The organism is Methylobacterium sp. 285MFTsu5.1, from assembly GCF_000383455.1.
GTDB lineage: Bacteria > Pseudomonadota > Alphaproteobacteria > Rhizobiales > Beijerinckiaceae > Methylobacterium.
The window spans coordinates 34,556-50,888 of the sequence record NZ_KB911288.1 but is presented as its reverse complement, the minus strand read 5'-3'; the positions used below and the strand labels follow the sequence as shown (position 1 = coordinate 50,888).

Here is a 16,333-nt window from a genome sequence, read left to right as displayed (position 1 = left end):
ATTCGGAACCCGCGAAATACGCGCGACATGTTCCCGATATGTTCTATCTCAGGCAGGCGTCACCACAACCCTGGGAGGAGTGGGTGCCGGTCGTTGAGCGATTTATGGTTCAAGTGTTCAGGCGGGATGCCGAGGGAGACCTGATCGGAGATGACCCGATCCAAGAGGCTTCACCCGAGGCGGCAGTATCGAAGGCGGAAGGATTAGAAAAGCGAGTGGCCGGCGTTCTAGCCTACAAGTGGAGGGGAGACATGCGGACGGGCGAGCAGGGCCGCTTGGTCATTCTCAAGCGCTTCGGCGTGCTGCCTTTACCCGTTTTGGAGCAGATGTACTCTGCTGCGACGCCTTATTAGCTTCCTCCCCGATCAGCGCCTTGGCCACGGCGGCGATCTGGTTCCTCTGGGCCGGCTGTGCTCGCTCCCATATCGACCACATTCCTTCCGGGTCCGAAGGATCACGGACGAGAAGATCGGCAATCTCGCAGCCGTACATGTCAGCGAGCAATTCGAGCAGGTCCTGCGAATAGGGAACCTCGCCCTTCTCCACTCGGCCTAGATTGGGCCCGGTCATGCCAACTTCCGCGCCGACGGTCTCCAGCGTGAAGCCGCGGTGCTTGCGCCACTGGCGGAGGAAGTTCGGGCGGCGCTCGCGCTTCGGCTTTGCGATCGGTGGCATGCGCCTAGTGTCGCCATAGGGGCTGAGAGCGCCACGCTCGCCCATGCACAAACGTGCTTGACATGCATTGTGTATGAGATGCATGTTTTGCGACATGACGCTCGCAGACTGGCTCAAACGCGAAGGCAAGACGGTGGTCGCCCTGGCGAAAGAGCTGGGCCGCGATCCGTCGTTCATCACGCGAGTGAAGAACGGCGACGCCATGCCCTCCATCGAAGTGGCTGCCGAGATCCAGCGCATTACCGGCGGTGAGGTCACGGCGATCGATCACGTCGTCACCGGACAGGCTCGCGCCGCTGAGCGCGGCCCTGCTCCCGTCGAGGGAGCGGCCGCGTGATGGGCGCCGATCGCACGCTCCGCATCGCCCACGGTTGGGATCCGCGCGCGCATGGCCTGTCCCTGGAACGTGTGCCGCTTCACACCGGCCATGCCTCCGGTGATGCCTTCAGCGACCTGCCGCCGATCGGTGTCCCGTTCGTCGAGGTGACCGCCCTTCCCGATGGCGACGTGATGTTCGCGCTGGGCGCCCGCCTGGTCGACAATCACGTGCTTCGTGAGGGTGGTGGCCGGGCTCGGGCCAGCGTGATCCGCGCGTTCGCGGCCGCGCTGGTCCGAGCAGCCGATCTTACGGAGCGGGCTTCTTCCAGCGATCAATCTCACGAAGAGCCCGCTGGCGAACGAGATGCCCTTCCGAGTCATCGGGGAGATGCTCCTGGAGGGTCTCGATGAGCCTCTCCAAGCCCTTCTGCCCTCCCGGGACCTTCGCTGCGACGAGCTTCACGGCGAGCGTGAGCGTGTCGAGGCGAGCGTTCAGATCGTCCAATTCGTCTTGCGTCAATTTCAGCTCCATCGTGCGTCGCACTCACGATGGTAGGCCGCGCGGGTCGGGTGTCCACCGGATGCTCCGGCCCGCGCTGGTGGCCCCGCAACTCGGTGGCCGCTGATGGGTACGGCATGCCTCTTCCTCGGTGCGTGGTCCGTCCTGAGCTGCACCGCTGGGCGCGCCCTGGTCTCGGGTGGTCCGTCTGACGCGCTGGTCCGCCGCGCGAGCCACGTCGGCCTCGTCGTCGGCGCCGGGCTGATCGTCTGCGGCGGAGCGCTCTTGTGAGCGCCGCCCCTCGCCTTTCGCCGCGTGCCCCTGCCGTCGGCAGCGTCGAGGCCTCTGCCTCGGTGGCGGTCTTCTGCCTGGAGCCCACCGTGACCGACGCGAAGAACCTACTGGCCCTTGGCTGCGCCTGCCGCCGCGCTTCGGGCGCGTTCGCGATCCTGGCGTCGCGTCTCGCCATCGAGGTCGAGCGTGGCGAGCATCCCGATACCGGCGCGGCTGCCGAGACGGCGCAGCAGGCGTTCGAGCTGGAGCGCGCCGCGCAGCATCTCCAGGCCGAGGCCCAGGACACCGAGCTGCTCGCGCTTCTGCGGCACCGCGATCGCTTCGCTGACCTTCTGCGCGTCGCCGATGCCATGGGCCGCGGCGTGGTGTTCGTGCCGGTCGAGCCCGTCGCCGTCGATCGGTCTGAGCGTCCGGTGGATGTTGTCGTTGTCGGCCAGGACAACGCCGCCTCGCTTCGCGATCGCATGCGCCGTGGCCTGGCGCGTCTTCGGAGGCGCGCCTGAAATGTCGGTGCTCAAGCACATCGCCGGGTCTGCCGTTCTCGTCCGCGAGAACTGTAACTCCTCGGCCGTGCCGACGTCTTTACTGGCTGTCGCGCGGCTGTGCACAGCTTCCCCCTATCGCAGCGGTCGCAGGCTCACGCCTCCCGCCAGCGAGCGACCCGGCCGAGACCATCGCAATCTCGGACCCTCGGCCGGGTCGTCCCTTCTCCTGCGCGTCCGTCCATGCCGCCAAGCCAGCGGTCGCGCTCGTGTGTCTGCGTACCTCGTCAACCTCCCGCATTCACTGCGCTCCTCGTCGACATCCGCAAGATGTCGCGAAGGAGTGGGCCAGTGGGGACAAAGACTGACCGGAACCGAGCAATGCTGACCGCATCTCAAGCTCGGGACGAGACCTTGCCGAAGCTGTCGGCGCTCGTCCGCCTCGCCCAGACGAGCATGGGCTCGAAGATGGCCGCCTACGATGCGGTCGGACGCCGGATCGGCGCCTCGGGATCCTGGGTCCGGAAATTCATCGGCCGCCAGGACACCGGCCTCGACGGGCACGTCCTGCACAACATCCGGACCGCCTACGAGCGGCTCTGCACCAGCATCGAGGCCGCCGCAGACGCGGCCGAAGCCAGCAACGCCCTGCTCCGGGAGGATCTTCATGCGGCTCTTCAGGGAGATCGGCCGGCTGCTGCGAGAACGCCGGGAGGCGCGCCGGCTGCGGGCGCAGCTCCGCGCCGTCCAGGACGGCCGACCGCACCGGCACTGGTCGTTCCGGATGCTGGCCCGCGTCTGCCGGGCCTGCCGGGTGCGGGTGATCTGACGGACCTGCCGCTGTGGCGGGCCGCGAACGAGGAGGAGTGAGCATGGCCGACGGCGTCTTCGTCGCCACCCTGCCGGCGCACTTCGCGACCCTGCGCGAGAGCGTCGAGACGCACGTGCCTGAGACGGCCGTGAACGCGATCCTCCGCACGGGCCTGATTGCTCTGCTCGGCTGGGCCGAGGCGATGGCGCACGCGCTGGTGTCGATCACGCCGGCGCCCGCGCAGCAGCAGTTCTACGCGCCGCTCGGCGACCGCTCGCCCGTCGTCGAGGAGCCGCGTGTGCCCCGTCACAGCGGCCACGACCCGCGCCTGCCGGGCAACCGCTCGCACCCCTGAAACGAGAACCGCCCGGCCTGCGCGAACAGACCGGGCGGACGATGAAATCCCCTGCGACGGGTTGAGCTATGAAGGCCACAAGATCTTCCCCCGATCAAGTCTCGGCCGCTGATGGCGTCGCCGCGGATGAACTTCGACAGTTCATTGAGCGGCTCGAACGGTTGGAAGAGGAGAAGGCCGGGGTTGCTGGCGACATCAAAGAGGTGTTCGCCGAAGCCAAGGGCCGCGGCTTCGACACGAAGGCGATGCGGACCATCCTCCGCATTCGCAAGCAGGATCACTCCGAGCGCCAGGAGCAGGAGGCAATCCTTGAGCTCTACATGCAGGCCCTCGGCATGCTGGCGGACACGCCGCTCGGCCGCGCCGCGGTGAGCCGCGAGTTCGCCGAGGCCCGCATCACGATCTCCGGGCCCGGCATCGAGCCGGTCGAGACCACCGGCGCCGGCCTCGCCCGCGCATCGGCCTCGCTCGGCGTCGAGGCGCACGCGCAGCGCAACCGCCGCGGCGGCTCGGCCGCGCGCCAAATCGACCTCGAAGACGCCATCGCGTCGAGCCGGTGATCGCCATGCGCCGCCTGCCCTCTTCCCATGGTCCCGTGTTCGCGCCGCCTGCGCGCCGCGTGGTCGATTCCGTGACCGTGCTCCTGCCGGTCCCGCCTTCGGTGAACCGGATCTACCGGCACACGAAGGAGCGCGGTCCGGTGAAGTCGGACGCCTACAAATTGTGGATTGATGGCGCCGGTTGGCGTCTCCAGGCCCAGCGGCCGGGCCGGGTGCCGGGCGCGTACGTCCTGCTCCTGGCCGTGCCGCGCTCGTCCCGCATGGATCTCGACAACTCGGTAAAGGCGGTCTCCGACCTGCTCCAGCGGCACGGCGTCGTCGACAACGACCGGAACGCGGTGCGGGCCCTGCTGGAGTGGCACGCCGAGCACGACGAGGTCGCCGCCACGGTGCGCGGCCTGTCCGACGGAGCGGCCCTGGAGCCGATCGCCCCCGTGCGCCCTCCGCTGGAGGCGGTGGTATGACATGGCACCTCCCCATCCTCGCGGTCCGCGCGCTCTACGGCAGCATCTCCGTCGTCGCGCGCGCCAGCGCCGATTCCTCGCGCCTCCGGAGGTCCGCCCCGTGAGCCATCGCGAGAACAAGGCGCACGCGCTCTCGGAGCGTGGGAACGACCTCTACGAGACGCCGGCCGTGGCCGTGCGCGCGCTGATGGCGATCGAGTGGATGCCGCAGCGGATCTGGGAGCCGGCCTGTGGGCCCGGCGCCATCGTGCGCGAGCTGTACGCTGGCGGTCACGACGTGCTCGCCACCGACCTCGTCGACTATGGCTGGAAGGGGCAGGTCTCAGGCCTCGACTTCTTGACGATCGAGGAGGCGCCCGAGGGCATCGACTGCATCATCACGAATCCGCCCTACAAGGACGCCCGAGCCTTCGTGGAGAAGGCGGTGCGGCTCTGCCCGCGCGTGATGATGCTGCTGCGGTTCTCGTTCTACGAGAGCATCTCGCGCGGCTCCATCCTCGACACCGGCACGCTCGCCCGGGTGTATTGCTTCCGCAAGCGCCTGCCGATGATGCACCGCGACGGCTGGGTGGGCCCAAAGGCCTCCTCGAACATGGCCCACGCGTGGTTCGTCTGGGACGTCTCCCACCGCGGTCCGACGCAGCTAAGCCGCATGTCCTGGGAGGACTACACCGAGGCCAACCACGAGCCCGGCCCCATGCCGATGGCGGTGGAGTAGGCCGATGAGCGATCCCACCCTCATCGCCGATCTGGCCCGTGCCGGCCTCGAGCCCGAGCTGCTCCAGCGCGTCGCGATGGAACTCGCCCGCGCGCAGGTCGCCGTCGAGGCGATCGAGAAGCGCCGGACCTCCGACCGGGTCCGCCAAGGGCGCACGCGTCACGTGAAGTCACGTGACACCGCAGATGGCACGTTACCCCCCGGCCCCTCCCCGGATGGTCCGCCCCCTCCTCCTGCACCTCCACCCCCACCCCTTAACCCCTCCCCAACCCCCGGTTCCGACCCTGACGGGTCGGCCGACGTCGTCGGGCAGGCCGGTGGCGCTGGCGAGGCTGATGGCGACCAGCCGCGGAGCTACCGCCGGGAGCTGATGACCCGGGGCATCGGGCTGATCTGCGCCAACACCGGCCGGTCCGAGCACTCGGCCCGCGGCCTGATCGGCCACTGGCTCGGCATCGCCCACGACGAGGCCGTGGTCGTGCTCGGCCTGATCGAGGAGGCCGACGGCCGCGAGCTGGCCGATTTCTCGACCTGGGTCGAGCGGCGCCTCCAGGCCCGGCGCGAAGCCACCGGCCGGCGCCCAGAGCGCGGCCGCCCCGCCCAGCCAGCGCCTACGGGCCTCGCCGCCCGCCTCATCCGTCAGCACGCCGCATCCCAGATGGGAGCCTACGATGTCGAACCGCCCGCCATCGACGCGAACGACCCCGACGCCGGCCCAGGTCGAGGAGAGGATCTCGGCACTCCATGGCAGGCTGGAGGCGCATCCCGTCCTTCCGACCCGCTGCTGCGTGCGGCGGGACAGGGCGGCCACGACAGCCGAGCGTCGAGTGCTCTCCGACGTCGCCGCGCGGCTTAACGCCGAGCTGACGGCGCCCTCGGATCCCCGGCACGTCGACACGGTCGTGACCCGGGTGCTCCTCGGATTCGAGCAGGGGCGCGGGCGCGGCGATGACGAGAACGAGGTGCTGATCGCGGAGTACGTGGCGGCGCTGAAGGCCCTTCCGCTGGCCGCAATTCACGCGGCGGCAGAGCGCTTCCGGTCGGGCGAGACGCTGCGGCCCTGGGTGAAGCGCTGGCGGCCCTCCCCAGCCGAGTTCGCCGACGAGGCGCGCGAGGGCCTGATCCCGCTCCGGACGCAGCTCCTGCGCATCCGCCGCGTGCTCGAGGCGGAGATCTACGACGTGCCCACGGCCGAGCAGCGCGCGGAGGTTGCGAAGGCGGCCGAGGCGCATCTCCAGCGGATGCGGCAGGCCGAACCCGCGCGCCGTCGTGCCGAAACGCCGGCCGAGATCGCCCAGGCGCAGCGGGCGAAGCTGGACGAGGACCTCGCCCGGCTCCGCGCGACCGGCCACGGTCCGGACATCGGCCGGCTGATGGCCCGCCTCGACCAGCGTCATGGCCACACGGGAGGTGCGTCGTGAGGCCGAACCTCTGGGAGATCGAACTCCGTCAGCGCGAGGCAGCGCGGAAGGCTGCCGAGGAAGCCGCGGAGCAGGCGGCCAAGCGCCCGGTCGAGCGCTCCTGCGCGTCCTGCGGCGTGTTCGGCGCCTCGTTCGGCTTCGGCGTCTTCCGGAATCGCTCCGACGGCATGTGGTCGTGCGCCGATCCAGACTGTCGCGCGATCGTCGAGGCGCGCGTGGCGCTGCCCCCGATGCCGGCCGCACCCGCCCGCGCCGACCCGCCAGCGGCTGACCTGTTCGGCCGCTCGGCCGCGTGAGGAGAGCGCGTACCCGGTGCTGATGGCGAACCCGCTGAGGATCGAAGGCCCGGACCCGCCGGCCGTCGACTGCAAGGACGTGTCGCGCTGGCTCGTCGCGGCATTCCAGGCCCTGCCCGACACCCCCATCTTCTCGGCCCGGGCTGGCATCGGCACGCTGCTCAATCCGGACGCGGCGCCGGGTACCTTCGACTGGGTCAACTTCTCGTCGGAGGTCCTGGGGCGCGACAGCGACGAGCGCATCGCGCTCCTGACCTGGGCCCGGGCGAAGGCGCGGCGGCGGATCAAGCGCGACCGCCGGCTTCGTCTGCTGAAGGAGGTGCCCGGCGGCACGATCTCGGATCACTGCCGCGAGTTCGGCATCTGGCGGCGAACCTTCGACCGGCGCTGGAAGCGGGCCTGCGAGCGGCTCGCCGATGCTTGGAACGCACGTGAAGCCGGCCTGCCGGAGTGACGCAGGCATAGATCACGCTTGCGTGTGTCCAAAAACGGGACGCAGATCAGGTGTCACGGATCGACGGAAGGTCGACCGCCTCAAGGGGCACCACCGTGGCAGCGTCCAGGACCAAGGCCATCACCCTCGCCGGCTCGCCGGCCACCCACACGCACGAGCGGTTCGCTCGGCCGGAGCGGCGCCGGGATCCGCGTGGCGACCGGTACGACCACACCGGCGCCTTCGACCCGCGCACCGACCTGTCGAAGCCGGTCCGCTGCAAGCGCGGCCCGATCCAGACGGCGGCCGTCGCGGTCGACGATCCGTGGACGCCCGGCGGCCGCACGCTCGCCTCGGTCAACCGCCGCGTCGACGTGCTGGAGATGGAGCGCTCGCACGGGCGCCTCACGGTCTCCCAGTACGAGGTCGGGCGCCAGGTCCAGGCGATCTTCGAGCGCGCCTCCGGTGCCCGGCTCGGCTCCATGGACTTCGGCGTCCGCGGATCGAAGGACATGACCATCGCGCACGAGCTGTCGGTCATCTACGCGATCGACGACGCCCGGCTGGTGGCGAAGCTGAAGGACAAGGTCGTCCGCGCCGTCGGCGTGCCCGGCGCCCGGTTCCTCCACGAGGTCCTCACCGGCCGGCAGACCTTCGCGCAGTTCGCCGAGTCCCGCGGCAAGGGCGGCGACCGCGGCACCAGCCAGATCGCGGCGCACTTCCGCATCCTGATGGAGAACCTCGACGAGGACTTCGCGGCCGAGGGCGTGGCGAACGTGCAGGAGCGGTTTTTCCAGGGCCAGAAGACCGGCGAGGAGACCGACGCGCAGGGCCGCGCCGTCCCGGCCGGCCAAGGTCAGTACTGGGGTGCCGAGGAAGCGCGCTACGCCCCGCAGGCCAAGTCGGAGGTCCAGCGGGCCGTCGCCGGGCGGGGGCGGGTGCGGGACATCGTGGCGGCGCGCTGCCGGGTCGGCGGGGAGGCCTGAGGGCGTGTGCAGCGGCCACCTCGCGGTCTATCCGCCGCTCGGCATGCGGCGGGTGGGGCGGCCGCGCGTCCGATACGAGCGCCTCAACCGCTTTGCGGCCGACCGGATGCTGGCCGCGCGGTCACGGGCGGCTCACCGCTTCTGGAAGCGCGTCTCCGATTCCACGGTGACCGTTGAGGCGACCTGGGTTCGCGACGAGGCGTTCTATGCCTCGTGGCGTCGGGCGAACGGGATGGACCCGTGACAGCGGCCGGCTCATGCGCCAGCATGGGCGCGTCGGAACGGAGGTAATCACGTGGCTTGGATTGAGCTGACAGAACACGGGTCGAACACAAAGGTGGTCGTCAACACGGACCACATCGTTTCCTACAACGTGTTCAAGATGAGGGACGCGGCAGACAGCTCGAACGTGCAATTCACTGTTGCGAAACAGGGGTTGACCGGCGGCTCTTCCTACTATCGCAACTTCGTTGAACCGCCGCATGTCATTGAGGAGCTTCTGGTCCTGAGTGGTACGGCTGTTCGTCGCCCGACTCCTTGACCCGACGGGCGAAACCCGGCAAAAACCGACCGTCGCGAGACGCACGCCCGGGGCTGAGAAGCCGCCGGGCGTTTGCATGTCCGGACCCAGCTTCACCGAACCCGCTCAACAGCTTAGGCGTTGCCCCGTGAGACGCGGGCGGTGTTCCATGTCATGATCGGTCCCCGATGAGCGCCCACGCTATCGTCACCGCGATCGAGGAGGAGAGCCTCGCGCTCTGCCGCCTGCGCGCGACTGGGCGCCAGGACGTCGACCTCGCCGCGCGCGACCATCACTGCCGGCGCATCCGGTCGCTGATCCGCCAGCTCAGGCCCCTCATCGGGACCATCGAGAAGCGCACTTTCGGGCATAACGGCACGAGCACGAAGGGCGTACCTTTCACGGTTGCTCGGCGGCGCCGGTCGGTTCGGCCGGCGGCCTGATTTTAGCGGGCCGAGCTACGCTAAATCGCACGCGCTCGACCCGCCGGCCGGCCTGCTTGAGGGGCATTTGAGCCGACGGGATCCGGCTATCGGCCACCTATTACGCTTCCGCTAACTTTCCTTGTCGGAAGCAATCAGATGGCTTGGCCGGACAGCGGGGTTTTCAGCCCAACCCGCTGATGTATCTGGGTAATCGCCTGTTCGAGTGGGATGCCGCAGACGAGGATGGTAACGCCATCCTCGGTGCCGTCGCGTTCTGTCCAGCCGGGACCGAGGCGAACTAGAAGATAGGCGACGTCGAGGCCCGAACTGATCAGGTCGCTTGCTCGAAGCGCGAACTGATCTTGGCCCTTCCGTAGGCCCGAGGCGATCCGGACCCCAATCAACTCGCCGCTGTTCACCCACCTGCGGTGCTCCTGGAAACTCATGGAAATCCTGCCGGTGCCGGTCGCGCCGGCAGCTACGCTACCTGCATCACTGGAGCGCGCGAAGGCCTACGCTGGTGCGTCCCGGTCGGAGCGGACACTGAAGGCCTATGCCTCGGCCTTCACCGTGTTCGTCACTTGGTGCCGCGGTGCCGGCGTCAACTCGATGCCGGCGGATCCACTCGCGGTGGCTGCCTACGTCGCCCATCTCGCGGACACTGGACGGAAGCCGGCTACCATCGACCTGCACGTGGCGGCCATCGCCGCGGCGCACCGCGCAGCCGGGTTCGACAACCCGGTTGCTGCGGAGGCGGTGAAGGCCACGATCCGCGGTGCCCGCCGGGCGCTCGGCACCCGCCAGACCCGGAAGGCGCCGGCGACGGCCGAGGCGCTTCGGAAGATGCTGCGCAAGATCCCGGACAGCCCGGCAGGCCTACGAGACCGCGCGCTGATCCTGCTGGGCTTCGCCGCCGCGCTCCGCCGGTCGGAGCTCGTCGCGCTCGACGTCGCCGATCTGGAGCGCGTGCCGGACGGGATCATCGTCCACGTCCACCGCTCGAAGACGGACCAGGAGGGTGCAGGCCAGGAGATTGCCGTCCCGCGCGGCGCGAAGCTCAAGCCCTGCGAGGCGCTCGACGCCTGGCTGAAGGTCGCCGGCATCACGGCGGGCCCGGTATTCCGGTCCGTCGGAAAGGGCGGCGCGGTCTCGGCCGAGCGCCTCACCGATCGATCCGTGGCCGACATCGTGAAGCGGCACGCTGCGGCGGCTGGGCTCGATGCCTCTCTCTTCTCCGGCCACTCGCTACGGGCCGGCTTCGTCACCTCAGCGCTCGCCGCCGGGGCCGACGTCCTGAAGGTCATGCACGTCACCCGGCACACTGCGGTGACGACGCTCCAGAAGTACGACCGGCGCGCCCGCGCCTTCGACGATCACGCCGGAAAGCGGTTCCTTTGACAGCTCGCCTCGACTTCACCTCGGCCGACGCGGACCGGGCGCTTCGCCATGCGCAGCGCCTCCTGCGAGACCCGGCGGCCCAGGCCTACGGCGATCACCTCCGCCGCAAGGGGCTGATCCCCGCGCTGGTCCATCTCCCAGCTGAGACACCGTTTGACGAGGCCCGCGCCGGCGAGTTCGATGTCCGCCGCTCCATGGCGATGAGGAGCGCCCGGCCATGCTGAAGCGCCTCGTCCTTCGCTGGCTGCTCCGCGGCCGGCCCGCCGCGCCCGCGCCGATCGTCCACCGCGGCGAGCGCGAGCTGTCCGCCGGCCCCGACCTCGGCGTGCCGGCCGGCCCGGTCTCGAAGCTGTCCTACGACGAGGCGCTCCGGTGCTTCGGCGTCCACCAGGGCCGATGATGATGCCTTGCCTCTGCGCCGCCATCCTGCTCGCCGGCATCGCCGCAGCTGCCATGCGCTGGCGTCGCCCGGCCGCCGTCGTGACGGTCCGGCCCGCGCTCCACAACGACATCCGCGTCGCGGCCGAGCGCCTGACGCTTCTGTTCGGCGACATGCCGTCCCGGGCGGTGCACTGATGCGCGGAATCGTCAGCTTCCGGCACCTCGCCGGCATCCTCCTGGTGCTCGTCGCCGGCTGGGCCTGGGTGTGGGTGTTTGATCGCCCCGCGCAGGCAGCGTCATGCGGCGCTCCTGAGATCAGACACGATACAGGCCCATGAGCCAGTTCCAGCCCGGCCAGTCCGGCAACCCTGGCGGCCGTCCGAAAGCGTCGGCCAAGGTGCGCGACCTCGCCCGTGCGCACACCGAGACCGCGCTGCAGGTCCTCGTCGAGATCGCGACCGCGGGTGAGAGCGAGGCCGCCCGCGTCGCGGCCGCCAACGCCATCCTCGACCGCGGCTACGGCAAGCCGACCCAGCCCATCGATGGTGATGGTGAGGGCGGCGCGATCCCGACTGGCATGACGGTGACCTTCATCCGGCCCGGGCGCCTGCCCGATGCAGGTTGAGTTCCCGGAGAAGCTCGACTTCCTGTTCGAGCCGGCCCGTTACAAGGTCGCCTATGGCGGGCGCGGCGGGGCGAAATCCTGGGGCTTCGGCCGGGCGCTCCTCATCATGGGTGCGCAGCGGCCGCTCCGGGTGCTCTGCGCCCGCGAGTTCCAGAACAGCATCGCGGAATCGGCGCACGCGCTGTTCGCGCAGCAGGTCGACCTCCTTGGGCTGCACGGCTTCTACGACGTCCAGGAGAAGCGGATCCTCGGCCGGAACGGGACCGAGTTCATCTTCAAAGGGCTCCGGCACAACGTCGCCTCGGTGAAGTCGACCGAGGGCGTGGACATCTGCTGGGTCGAGGAGGCCCGCACCGTCTCGAAGACGTCCTGGGACGTGCTGATCCCGACCATCCGCAAGGAAGGCTCGGAGATCTGGATCAGCTTCAACACGGAGCTGGAGGAGGACGAGACCTACCAGCGCTTCGTGAAGAAGCCTCCGACCGGCGCGCGGGTCGTGAAGATCGGCTGGGAGGACAATCCCTGGTTCCCCGACGTGCTCCGGCAGGAGGCGTTGGACCTGAAGGAGCGCGACCCGGTCGCCTACGAGACGGTCTGGGGCGGCAACTGCAAGGCCGTGCTCGACGGCGCGATCTACGCGAACGAGATCCTCGCGGCGACGACCGCCGAGCGGTTCACGAAGGTCCCGTACGACCCGACCAAGCCGGTTCACACGTTCTGGGACCTGGGCCGGGCGGACAAGACCAGCATCTGGTTCGCCCAAATCGTCGGCTTCGAGTTCCGGCTGATCGACTTCTACGAGAACCGCGGGCACGCGCTCGGCCACTACCTCGAGGTGCTGAAGGAGTGGGCGCTCCCGGTCGAGCAGGGCGGGCAGGGCTACGTCTACGGCGAGCACTGGCTCCCGCACGACGCCCGGAACGAGCTCCTCGCCTCCGAGCGGACGATCGAGCAGCAGATGTGGGTGGCCGGGCACCGCGTCCGGATCACGCCCCGCCTGACGGTCGCCGCCGGCATCGACGCGGCCCGCAAGATCTTCGCGCGGTGCTGGTTCGACGAGAAGGCCTGCGCCGACGGGCTCCAGGCGCTCCGGAACTATCGGTTCGACGTCGACCCGAACACGCAGGCCTTCTCGAAGGCCCCTCTGCACGACTGGGCGAGCCACGCGGCCGACGCCTTCCGGTACTTCGCCATCGGCATCGCCGAGCCCCGTGAGGACGATCCGCCGGTGGATGGTCCGAACGACGTCTACGCGCGCCGACGCCGCCGCGAGGCGGATGAGAGCACATCAGGATCAGGTTGGGCGGCATGACGGATACGGACGCGCCCGCCCTCGACGGCGAGGCGGTGGATCAGGCTGGGCTCGACCGGGAGGCGCTGCTGCGCCGCCTGCGCGGCTGGTACCGCACCGACCGGGAGGCCTCCGCGAAGTGGCGCGAGGACGCCCGCGAGGACTTCGACTTCGTCGCCGGCCGCCAGTGGAGCATTGAGGACGAGGCCGTCCTGCGCCAGCAGGGCCGCCCGCCCGTGACGTTCAATCGGATCCTGCCCGTCATCAAGGCGGTGGCCGGCTCCGAGGTGAACAGCCGGCAGGACATCCAGTATCTGCCCCGCGAGATCGGCGACGCGGCCAAGAACGAGTTGCTGACCGAGGCCTCCCGCTACCTCGCGGACGAGGCCGAAGCGGAGGATGAGGAATCCGACGCGTTCGTCGACTGCGCAATCTGCGGCATGGGCTGGGTCGAGATGCGTCTCGACTATGAGACCAACCCGGACGGCGCCTATGTCGAGGACCGGGTCAACGCGCTGGAAATGATCTGGGACGCCGCGGCCCGGAAGCGGAACCTCGCCGACGCCCGCCGCCTGTTCCGTGCGAAGACGATGGACAGGGCCGAGGCCGAGGCGCTGTTCCCCGACGTCGACCCTGCGCTCCTCGATGCCGCCTGGGCCGAGGATCGCGACGGCGACGGTGAGCATCGGGAGATCCAGCCCGGCGAGCGCCGCATCGACCGGCCGGGCCAGGATGCCGACGCCTCGTCCTCGCGCGTGACGATCGTCGAGTGCCAGTGGTGGGAGCGCGCCCGCGTCGCGATGGTGATCGAGCCCACGACCGGCGAGCCGCAGGAGATGGAGCCGGAGCAGGCCGCCGTCCTCACGCGCCGCGCCGAGATGGTCGGCATCCCGCTGAAGGTGTTCCACCGGATGAAGCGGGTCTACCGCCGCGCCTTCCTCGGCGCCGTGGTGCTGGAGGAGGGCCCGGCCCCGGCCGGCGACCAGTTCTCCTACGCCTGCCTGACCGGCGACCGCGACCACAACAAGGGCACGTGGTTCGGCATCGTGCGGCCGATGCGCGACCCGCAGCGCTTCGCCAACAAGTGGCTGTCGCAGACCCTCGACATGCTCAACCGCCAGTCGAAGGGCGGCTGGATCATGGAGAAGGGCGCAGTCCCGGACCAGCGCGCCTTCGAGGCCAGCATCGCCAAGCCCGGCGCGATCTCCTGGGTGAACGACGGCGCCCTAATGTCGGCGCGCATGAAGGAGAAGCCGCTCCCGGTGCTGCCGTCGGGGCACTGGCAGCTCATGGAGTTCGCTATCGGCTCCATCCGCGACACGTCGGGCGTGAACCTGGAGCTGCTCGGCCAGAAGCAGAACGACCAGGCGGGCGTGCTGGAGTACCAGCGCAAGCAGGCCGCCATGACGATCCTGGCGACGCTGTTCGACTCCCTGCGTCGGGCTCGGAAGCACATCGGCCGGGTGCGCCTCTACTTCATCCAGTCCTACCTCTCGGACGGTCGCCTGATCCGGATCGTGGGCGATGAGGGCGCCAAGGTCGTGCCGCTCATCCGCGACCGGACCATGGGCGACTTCGACGTGGTGATCGACGACGCTCCGGCCTCACCGAACCAGCAGCAGATCGTGTGGCAGACCTTCACCAGCGTCCTGCCGATCATCAAGGACATGATCACGCCTCAGGTCCTGCTCGAGATCCTGCCCTACTCGCCGTTCCCGGCCTCGTTCGTGGCCAAGATGCGCGACCTGCTCGCCCAGACGGCCGACACGCCGGAGCAGGAGCAGCAGAAGGCCCTCGCCGTGCAGACGGCGGTCGCCCGGATCCAGGACATGGCCGCCGGCGCGAACCTCAAGAACGCCAAGGCCGGGCGCGAGCAGGCGCTGACCCATCAGGATCACGCCTCGGCGGCGGTGCAGCTCGCGCAGCTGCTCACGGCGCCCGAGGCCGCAGCCCAGGCCGCGGAAGCCGCCGCCTGACCCCTTACGCCCGCCGGCGGCGCACGCCGGCTTTCGTACCCTTCACGTCACGAGGACCACATGACCGACAACGACCTCGCCACCGGCGGCGGCGAAGACGCCTTCACGCCCGAGGAGCAGGCTGCCTTCGAGGCCTACGAGCGCGGCGAGGAAGCCCCCGCCTCCGATGGCCTGACGCCGCCGGCCGCCGAGCCCGCCCCGGCCGCTGCCGAGCCGCCGGCCGCCGAGCCCGAGACCGGTGAGCCTGAGGCTGCCCCTGAAGCCCAGCCGCGCGACGAGAAGGGCAAGTTCGTCCCGCACGGCGCCCTGCACGAGGAGCGTGAGCGTCGGAAGGCGGTCGAGAAGGAGCGCGACGAACTGCGCGAGCGGTTCGCCCGCGGCGACGAGCGCCTGCGCATCCTGTCCGAGGCGATGCAGCGCCCCGCCACCCCGGCCCAGCCCGCGGCCGCGCCCGAGCCGGTGAAAGTCCCGGATCCGGCCGAGGACATCTTCGGGTACGCGAAGCACCTGGAGCAGCAGATCGAGGCGCTGCGCACCGGCCAGACCCAGATCACCGAGAGCCAGAAGAAGGCCGAGGAGTCCCGCCGCGCCAACGACGAGCGGAACGAGGTGATCGGCTTCTACCAGCAGGACCTCCGCACCGCGATCCAGGCCGACGCCTCGGTCGCGGACGCCTACGAGCACCTGTTCGCCGGCCGGGTGGCCGAGCTGACGCTGTTCGGCATGGCCCAGAAGGACGCGATCGAGGCGGTGCGCGAGGAGGAGTTCAACCTCGCCCAGACCGCCCGCCAGCGCGGGCAGTCGCCCGCCGCCATGATCGCCGCGCTGGCCAAGAGCCGCGGGTTCGCCCCGAAGGCGCCGGAGCCAGCCCCCGCCCCGGCTGCTGCCGCTCCCGCCGAGACCGCCGTCGAGCGGGCCGCGCGCGCTGCCGCCGGGCAGGCGGGCCCGGGCCGCTCGCTCTCGGCCGCTGGTGGCCAGCCCGCGGGCGAAATCACACTGGAGACGCTGTCCAGCATGTCTGAGGCCGACTTCGAGAAGCTGATGGCATCGAATCCGGCACGGATCCGCGCGCTGATGGGCGGCTGATCCGGCGCCGCGCGACGATCAGCGCTGATCCAGTTCGGCCTGTTGAGCCGCGAGAGCTCGGCGATGATAGTTGATCTCTCTCAGGTGACGCTGGATCGCAGCTCTCGCTGCTGACAGGGCGTCATCGTTAGCGGCCGTGGGCGGCTCCACCGATGATATTGCGGCGAGCCGGCTTGCGAGAAAGGTCTGGGCTTCGTTTGGAGCCAGAAGTTCGCTCGACGCGCTGCTCCAGGCCTGCAATCGTGCAAAAGTAGACCGCATCCTGTTCAACATCCGCGCCTCCCAACCTTGGCCGTAACGGTGAAGGTCGGGAGGCGTT

General features: G+C 69.8%; 25 protein-coding genes and 1 pseudogene. 24 read left to right on the top strand and 2 right to left on the bottom strand.

Annotated elements, in window-relative coordinates:
* Positions 1-285: 285 nt before the first annotated feature.
* Positions 286-675, bottom strand: coding sequence for a helix-turn-helix transcriptional regulator (locus H288_RS34155; RefSeq protein ID WP_158684232.1), 390 nt, complete (start codon positions 673-675; stop codon positions 286-288).
* 94 nt (positions 676-769) lie between these two features.
* On the opposite strand from H288_RS34155, the gene H288_RS0123360 reads away from it, so the two are divergent.
* The 17 genes and pseudogenes from H288_RS0123360 to H288_RS0123285 all read left to right on the top strand — a co-directional run bounded on the left by H288_RS0123360 (position 770) and on the right by H288_RS0123285 (position 9,275).
* Positions 770-1,012 (top strand): helix-turn-helix transcriptional regulator, encoded by a 243-nt coding sequence (locus tag H288_RS0123360; protein WP_245274565.1) that lies wholly within the window; start codon positions 770-772, stop codon positions 1,010-1,012.
* Positions 1,012-1,404 (top strand): hypothetical protein, encoded by a 393-nt coding sequence (locus H288_RS35220; RefSeq protein WP_158684230.1) that lies wholly within the window; start codon positions 1,012-1,014, stop codon positions 1,402-1,404. Before H288_RS0123360 ends, H288_RS35220 begins: the two co-directional genes overlap by 1 nt.
* 214 nt (positions 1,405-1,618) lie before the next feature.
* The gene (locus H288_RS35215) at positions 1,619-1,783 is read left to right on the top strand and encodes a hypothetical protein (RefSeq protein ID WP_158684229.1); all 165 of its coding nucleotides are present in this window, start codon (positions 1,619-1,621) and stop codon (positions 1,781-1,783) included.
* Between the two features lie 89 nt (positions 1,784-1,872).
* Positions 1,873-2,289, top strand: coding sequence for a hypothetical protein (locus H288_RS35210; RefSeq protein ID WP_158684228.1), 417 nt, complete (start codon positions 1,873-1,875; stop codon positions 2,287-2,289).
* Positions 2,290-2,649: 360 nt separating this feature from the next.
* Positions 2,650-3,138: a hypothetical protein gene (locus tag H288_RS0123345; RefSeq protein WP_043713027.1), complete on the top strand. Its 489-nt coding sequence runs from the start codon at positions 2,650-2,652 to the stop codon at positions 3,136-3,138.
* Between the two features lie 2 nt (positions 3,139-3,140).
* Positions 3,141-3,434 (top strand): hypothetical protein, encoded by a 294-nt coding sequence (locus H288_RS0123340; protein ID WP_020094999.1) that lies wholly within the window; start codon positions 3,141-3,143, stop codon positions 3,432-3,434.
* A 68-nt stretch (positions 3,435-3,502) separates the two neighbouring features.
* Positions 3,503-3,772: pseudogene (locus tag H288_RS32740) on the top strand (DUF2312 domain-containing protein); the annotation flags it as partial.
* A gap of 227 nt (positions 3,773-3,999) precedes the next feature.
* Positions 4,000-4,458: a hypothetical protein gene (locus H288_RS0123330; protein ID WP_106735942.1), complete on the top strand. Its 459-nt coding sequence runs from the start codon at positions 4,000-4,002 to the stop codon at positions 4,456-4,458.
* Positions 4,459-4,558: 100 nt separating this feature from the next.
* Complete coding sequence (locus H288_RS0123320) at positions 4,559-5,176, top strand: class I SAM-dependent methyltransferase (RefSeq protein WP_020094995.1); 618 nt, start codon at positions 4,559-4,561, stop codon at positions 5,174-5,176.
* Positions 5,177-5,180: 4 nt separating this feature from the next.
* On the top strand, positions 5,181-6,032 hold the full coding sequence (locus tag H288_RS36020; RefSeq protein WP_245274564.1) for a hypothetical protein: 852 nt from the start codon (positions 5,181-5,183) through the stop codon (positions 6,030-6,032).
* Positions 6,004-6,597 carry a hypothetical protein gene (locus H288_RS32730; protein ID WP_020094993.1) on the top strand — a complete coding sequence of 198 codons (594 nt, stop codon included), beginning with the start codon at positions 6,004-6,006 and terminating at the stop codon, positions 6,595-6,597. The genes H288_RS36020 and H288_RS32730 overlap by 29 nt, the downstream gene beginning before the upstream one ends.
* Positions 6,594-6,893, top strand: coding sequence for a hypothetical protein (locus tag H288_RS0123305; RefSeq protein ID WP_020094992.1), 300 nt, complete (start codon positions 6,594-6,596; stop codon positions 6,891-6,893). The genes H288_RS32730 and H288_RS0123305 overlap by 4 nt, the downstream gene beginning before the upstream one ends.
* A 22-nt stretch (positions 6,894-6,915) precedes the next feature.
* Complete coding sequence (locus H288_RS0123300) at positions 6,916-7,347, top strand: hypothetical protein (protein ID WP_043713052.1); 432 nt, start codon at positions 6,916-6,918, stop codon at positions 7,345-7,347.
* 95 nt (positions 7,348-7,442) lie between these two features.
* A complete protein-coding gene (locus tag H288_RS0123295) occupies positions 7,443-8,312 on the top strand; it encodes a hypothetical protein (protein WP_020094990.1) in 870 nt (289 codons plus the stop codon).
* Between the two features lie 4 nt (positions 8,313-8,316).
* A complete protein-coding gene (locus tag H288_RS0123290) occupies positions 8,317-8,556 on the top strand; it encodes a hypothetical protein (protein ID WP_020094989.1) in 240 nt (79 codons plus the stop codon).
* Between the two features lie 51 nt (positions 8,557-8,607).
* The gene (locus H288_RS35205) at positions 8,608-8,853 is read left to right on the top strand and encodes a hypothetical protein (RefSeq protein ID WP_158684227.1); all 246 of its coding nucleotides are present in this window, start codon (positions 8,608-8,610) and stop codon (positions 8,851-8,853) included.
* Between the two features lie 167 nt (positions 8,854-9,020).
* Complete coding sequence (locus H288_RS0123285) at positions 9,021-9,275, top strand: hypothetical protein (RefSeq protein ID WP_020094988.1); 255 nt, start codon at positions 9,021-9,023, stop codon at positions 9,273-9,275.
* A 134-nt stretch (positions 9,276-9,409) separates the two neighbouring features.
* Here H288_RS0123285 and H288_RS0123280 read toward each other — a convergent pair whose 3' ends face one another.
* Positions 9,410-9,703, bottom strand: a complete 294-nt coding sequence (locus tag H288_RS0123280) for a hypothetical protein (protein ID WP_020094987.1) — start codon at positions 9,701-9,703, stop codon at positions 9,410-9,412.
* Between H288_RS0123280 and H288_RS0123275 the strand changes: the two genes are divergently transcribed.
* The 7 genes from H288_RS0123275 to H288_RS0123240 all read left to right on the top strand — a co-directional run bounded on the left by H288_RS0123275 (position 9,702) and on the right by H288_RS0123240 (position 16,014).
* Positions 9,702-10,655 (top strand): site-specific integrase, encoded by a 954-nt coding sequence (locus H288_RS0123275; RefSeq protein ID WP_026605223.1) that lies wholly within the window; start codon positions 9,702-9,704, stop codon positions 10,653-10,655. The genes H288_RS0123280 and H288_RS0123275 overlap by 2 nt on opposite strands.
* A gap of 217 nt (positions 10,656-10,872) precedes the next feature.
* Complete coding sequence (locus tag H288_RS0123265; RefSeq protein WP_020094984.1) at positions 10,873-11,055, top strand: hypothetical protein; 183 nt, start codon at positions 10,873-10,875, stop codon at positions 11,053-11,055.
* The gene (locus H288_RS0123260) at positions 11,052-11,231 is read left to right on the top strand and encodes a hypothetical protein (RefSeq protein ID WP_020094983.1); all 180 of its coding nucleotides are present in this window, start codon (positions 11,052-11,054) and stop codon (positions 11,229-11,231) included. Before H288_RS0123265 ends, H288_RS0123260 begins: the two co-directional genes overlap by 4 nt.
* Positions 11,232-11,370: 139 nt before the next feature.
* Positions 11,371-11,661, top strand: coding sequence for a DUF5681 domain-containing protein (locus tag H288_RS0123255; RefSeq protein ID WP_020094982.1), 291 nt, complete (start codon positions 11,371-11,373; stop codon positions 11,659-11,661).
* Positions 11,651-12,973 (top strand): PBSX family phage terminase large subunit, encoded by a 1,323-nt coding sequence (locus tag H288_RS0123250; RefSeq protein WP_020094981.1) that lies wholly within the window; start codon positions 11,651-11,653, stop codon positions 12,971-12,973. Before H288_RS0123255 ends, H288_RS0123250 begins: the two co-directional genes overlap by 11 nt.
* Positions 12,970-14,928, top strand: a complete 1,959-nt coding sequence (locus H288_RS0123245) for a portal protein (RefSeq protein WP_043713050.1) — start codon at positions 12,970-12,972, stop codon at positions 14,926-14,928. The genes H288_RS0123250 and H288_RS0123245 overlap by 4 nt, the downstream gene beginning before the upstream one ends.
* Positions 14,929-14,988: 60 nt before the next feature.
* Complete coding sequence (locus H288_RS0123240; RefSeq protein WP_020094979.1) at positions 14,989-16,014, top strand: hypothetical protein; 1,026 nt, start codon at positions 14,989-14,991, stop codon at positions 16,012-16,014.
* Positions 16,015-16,333 lie beyond the last annotated feature (319 nt).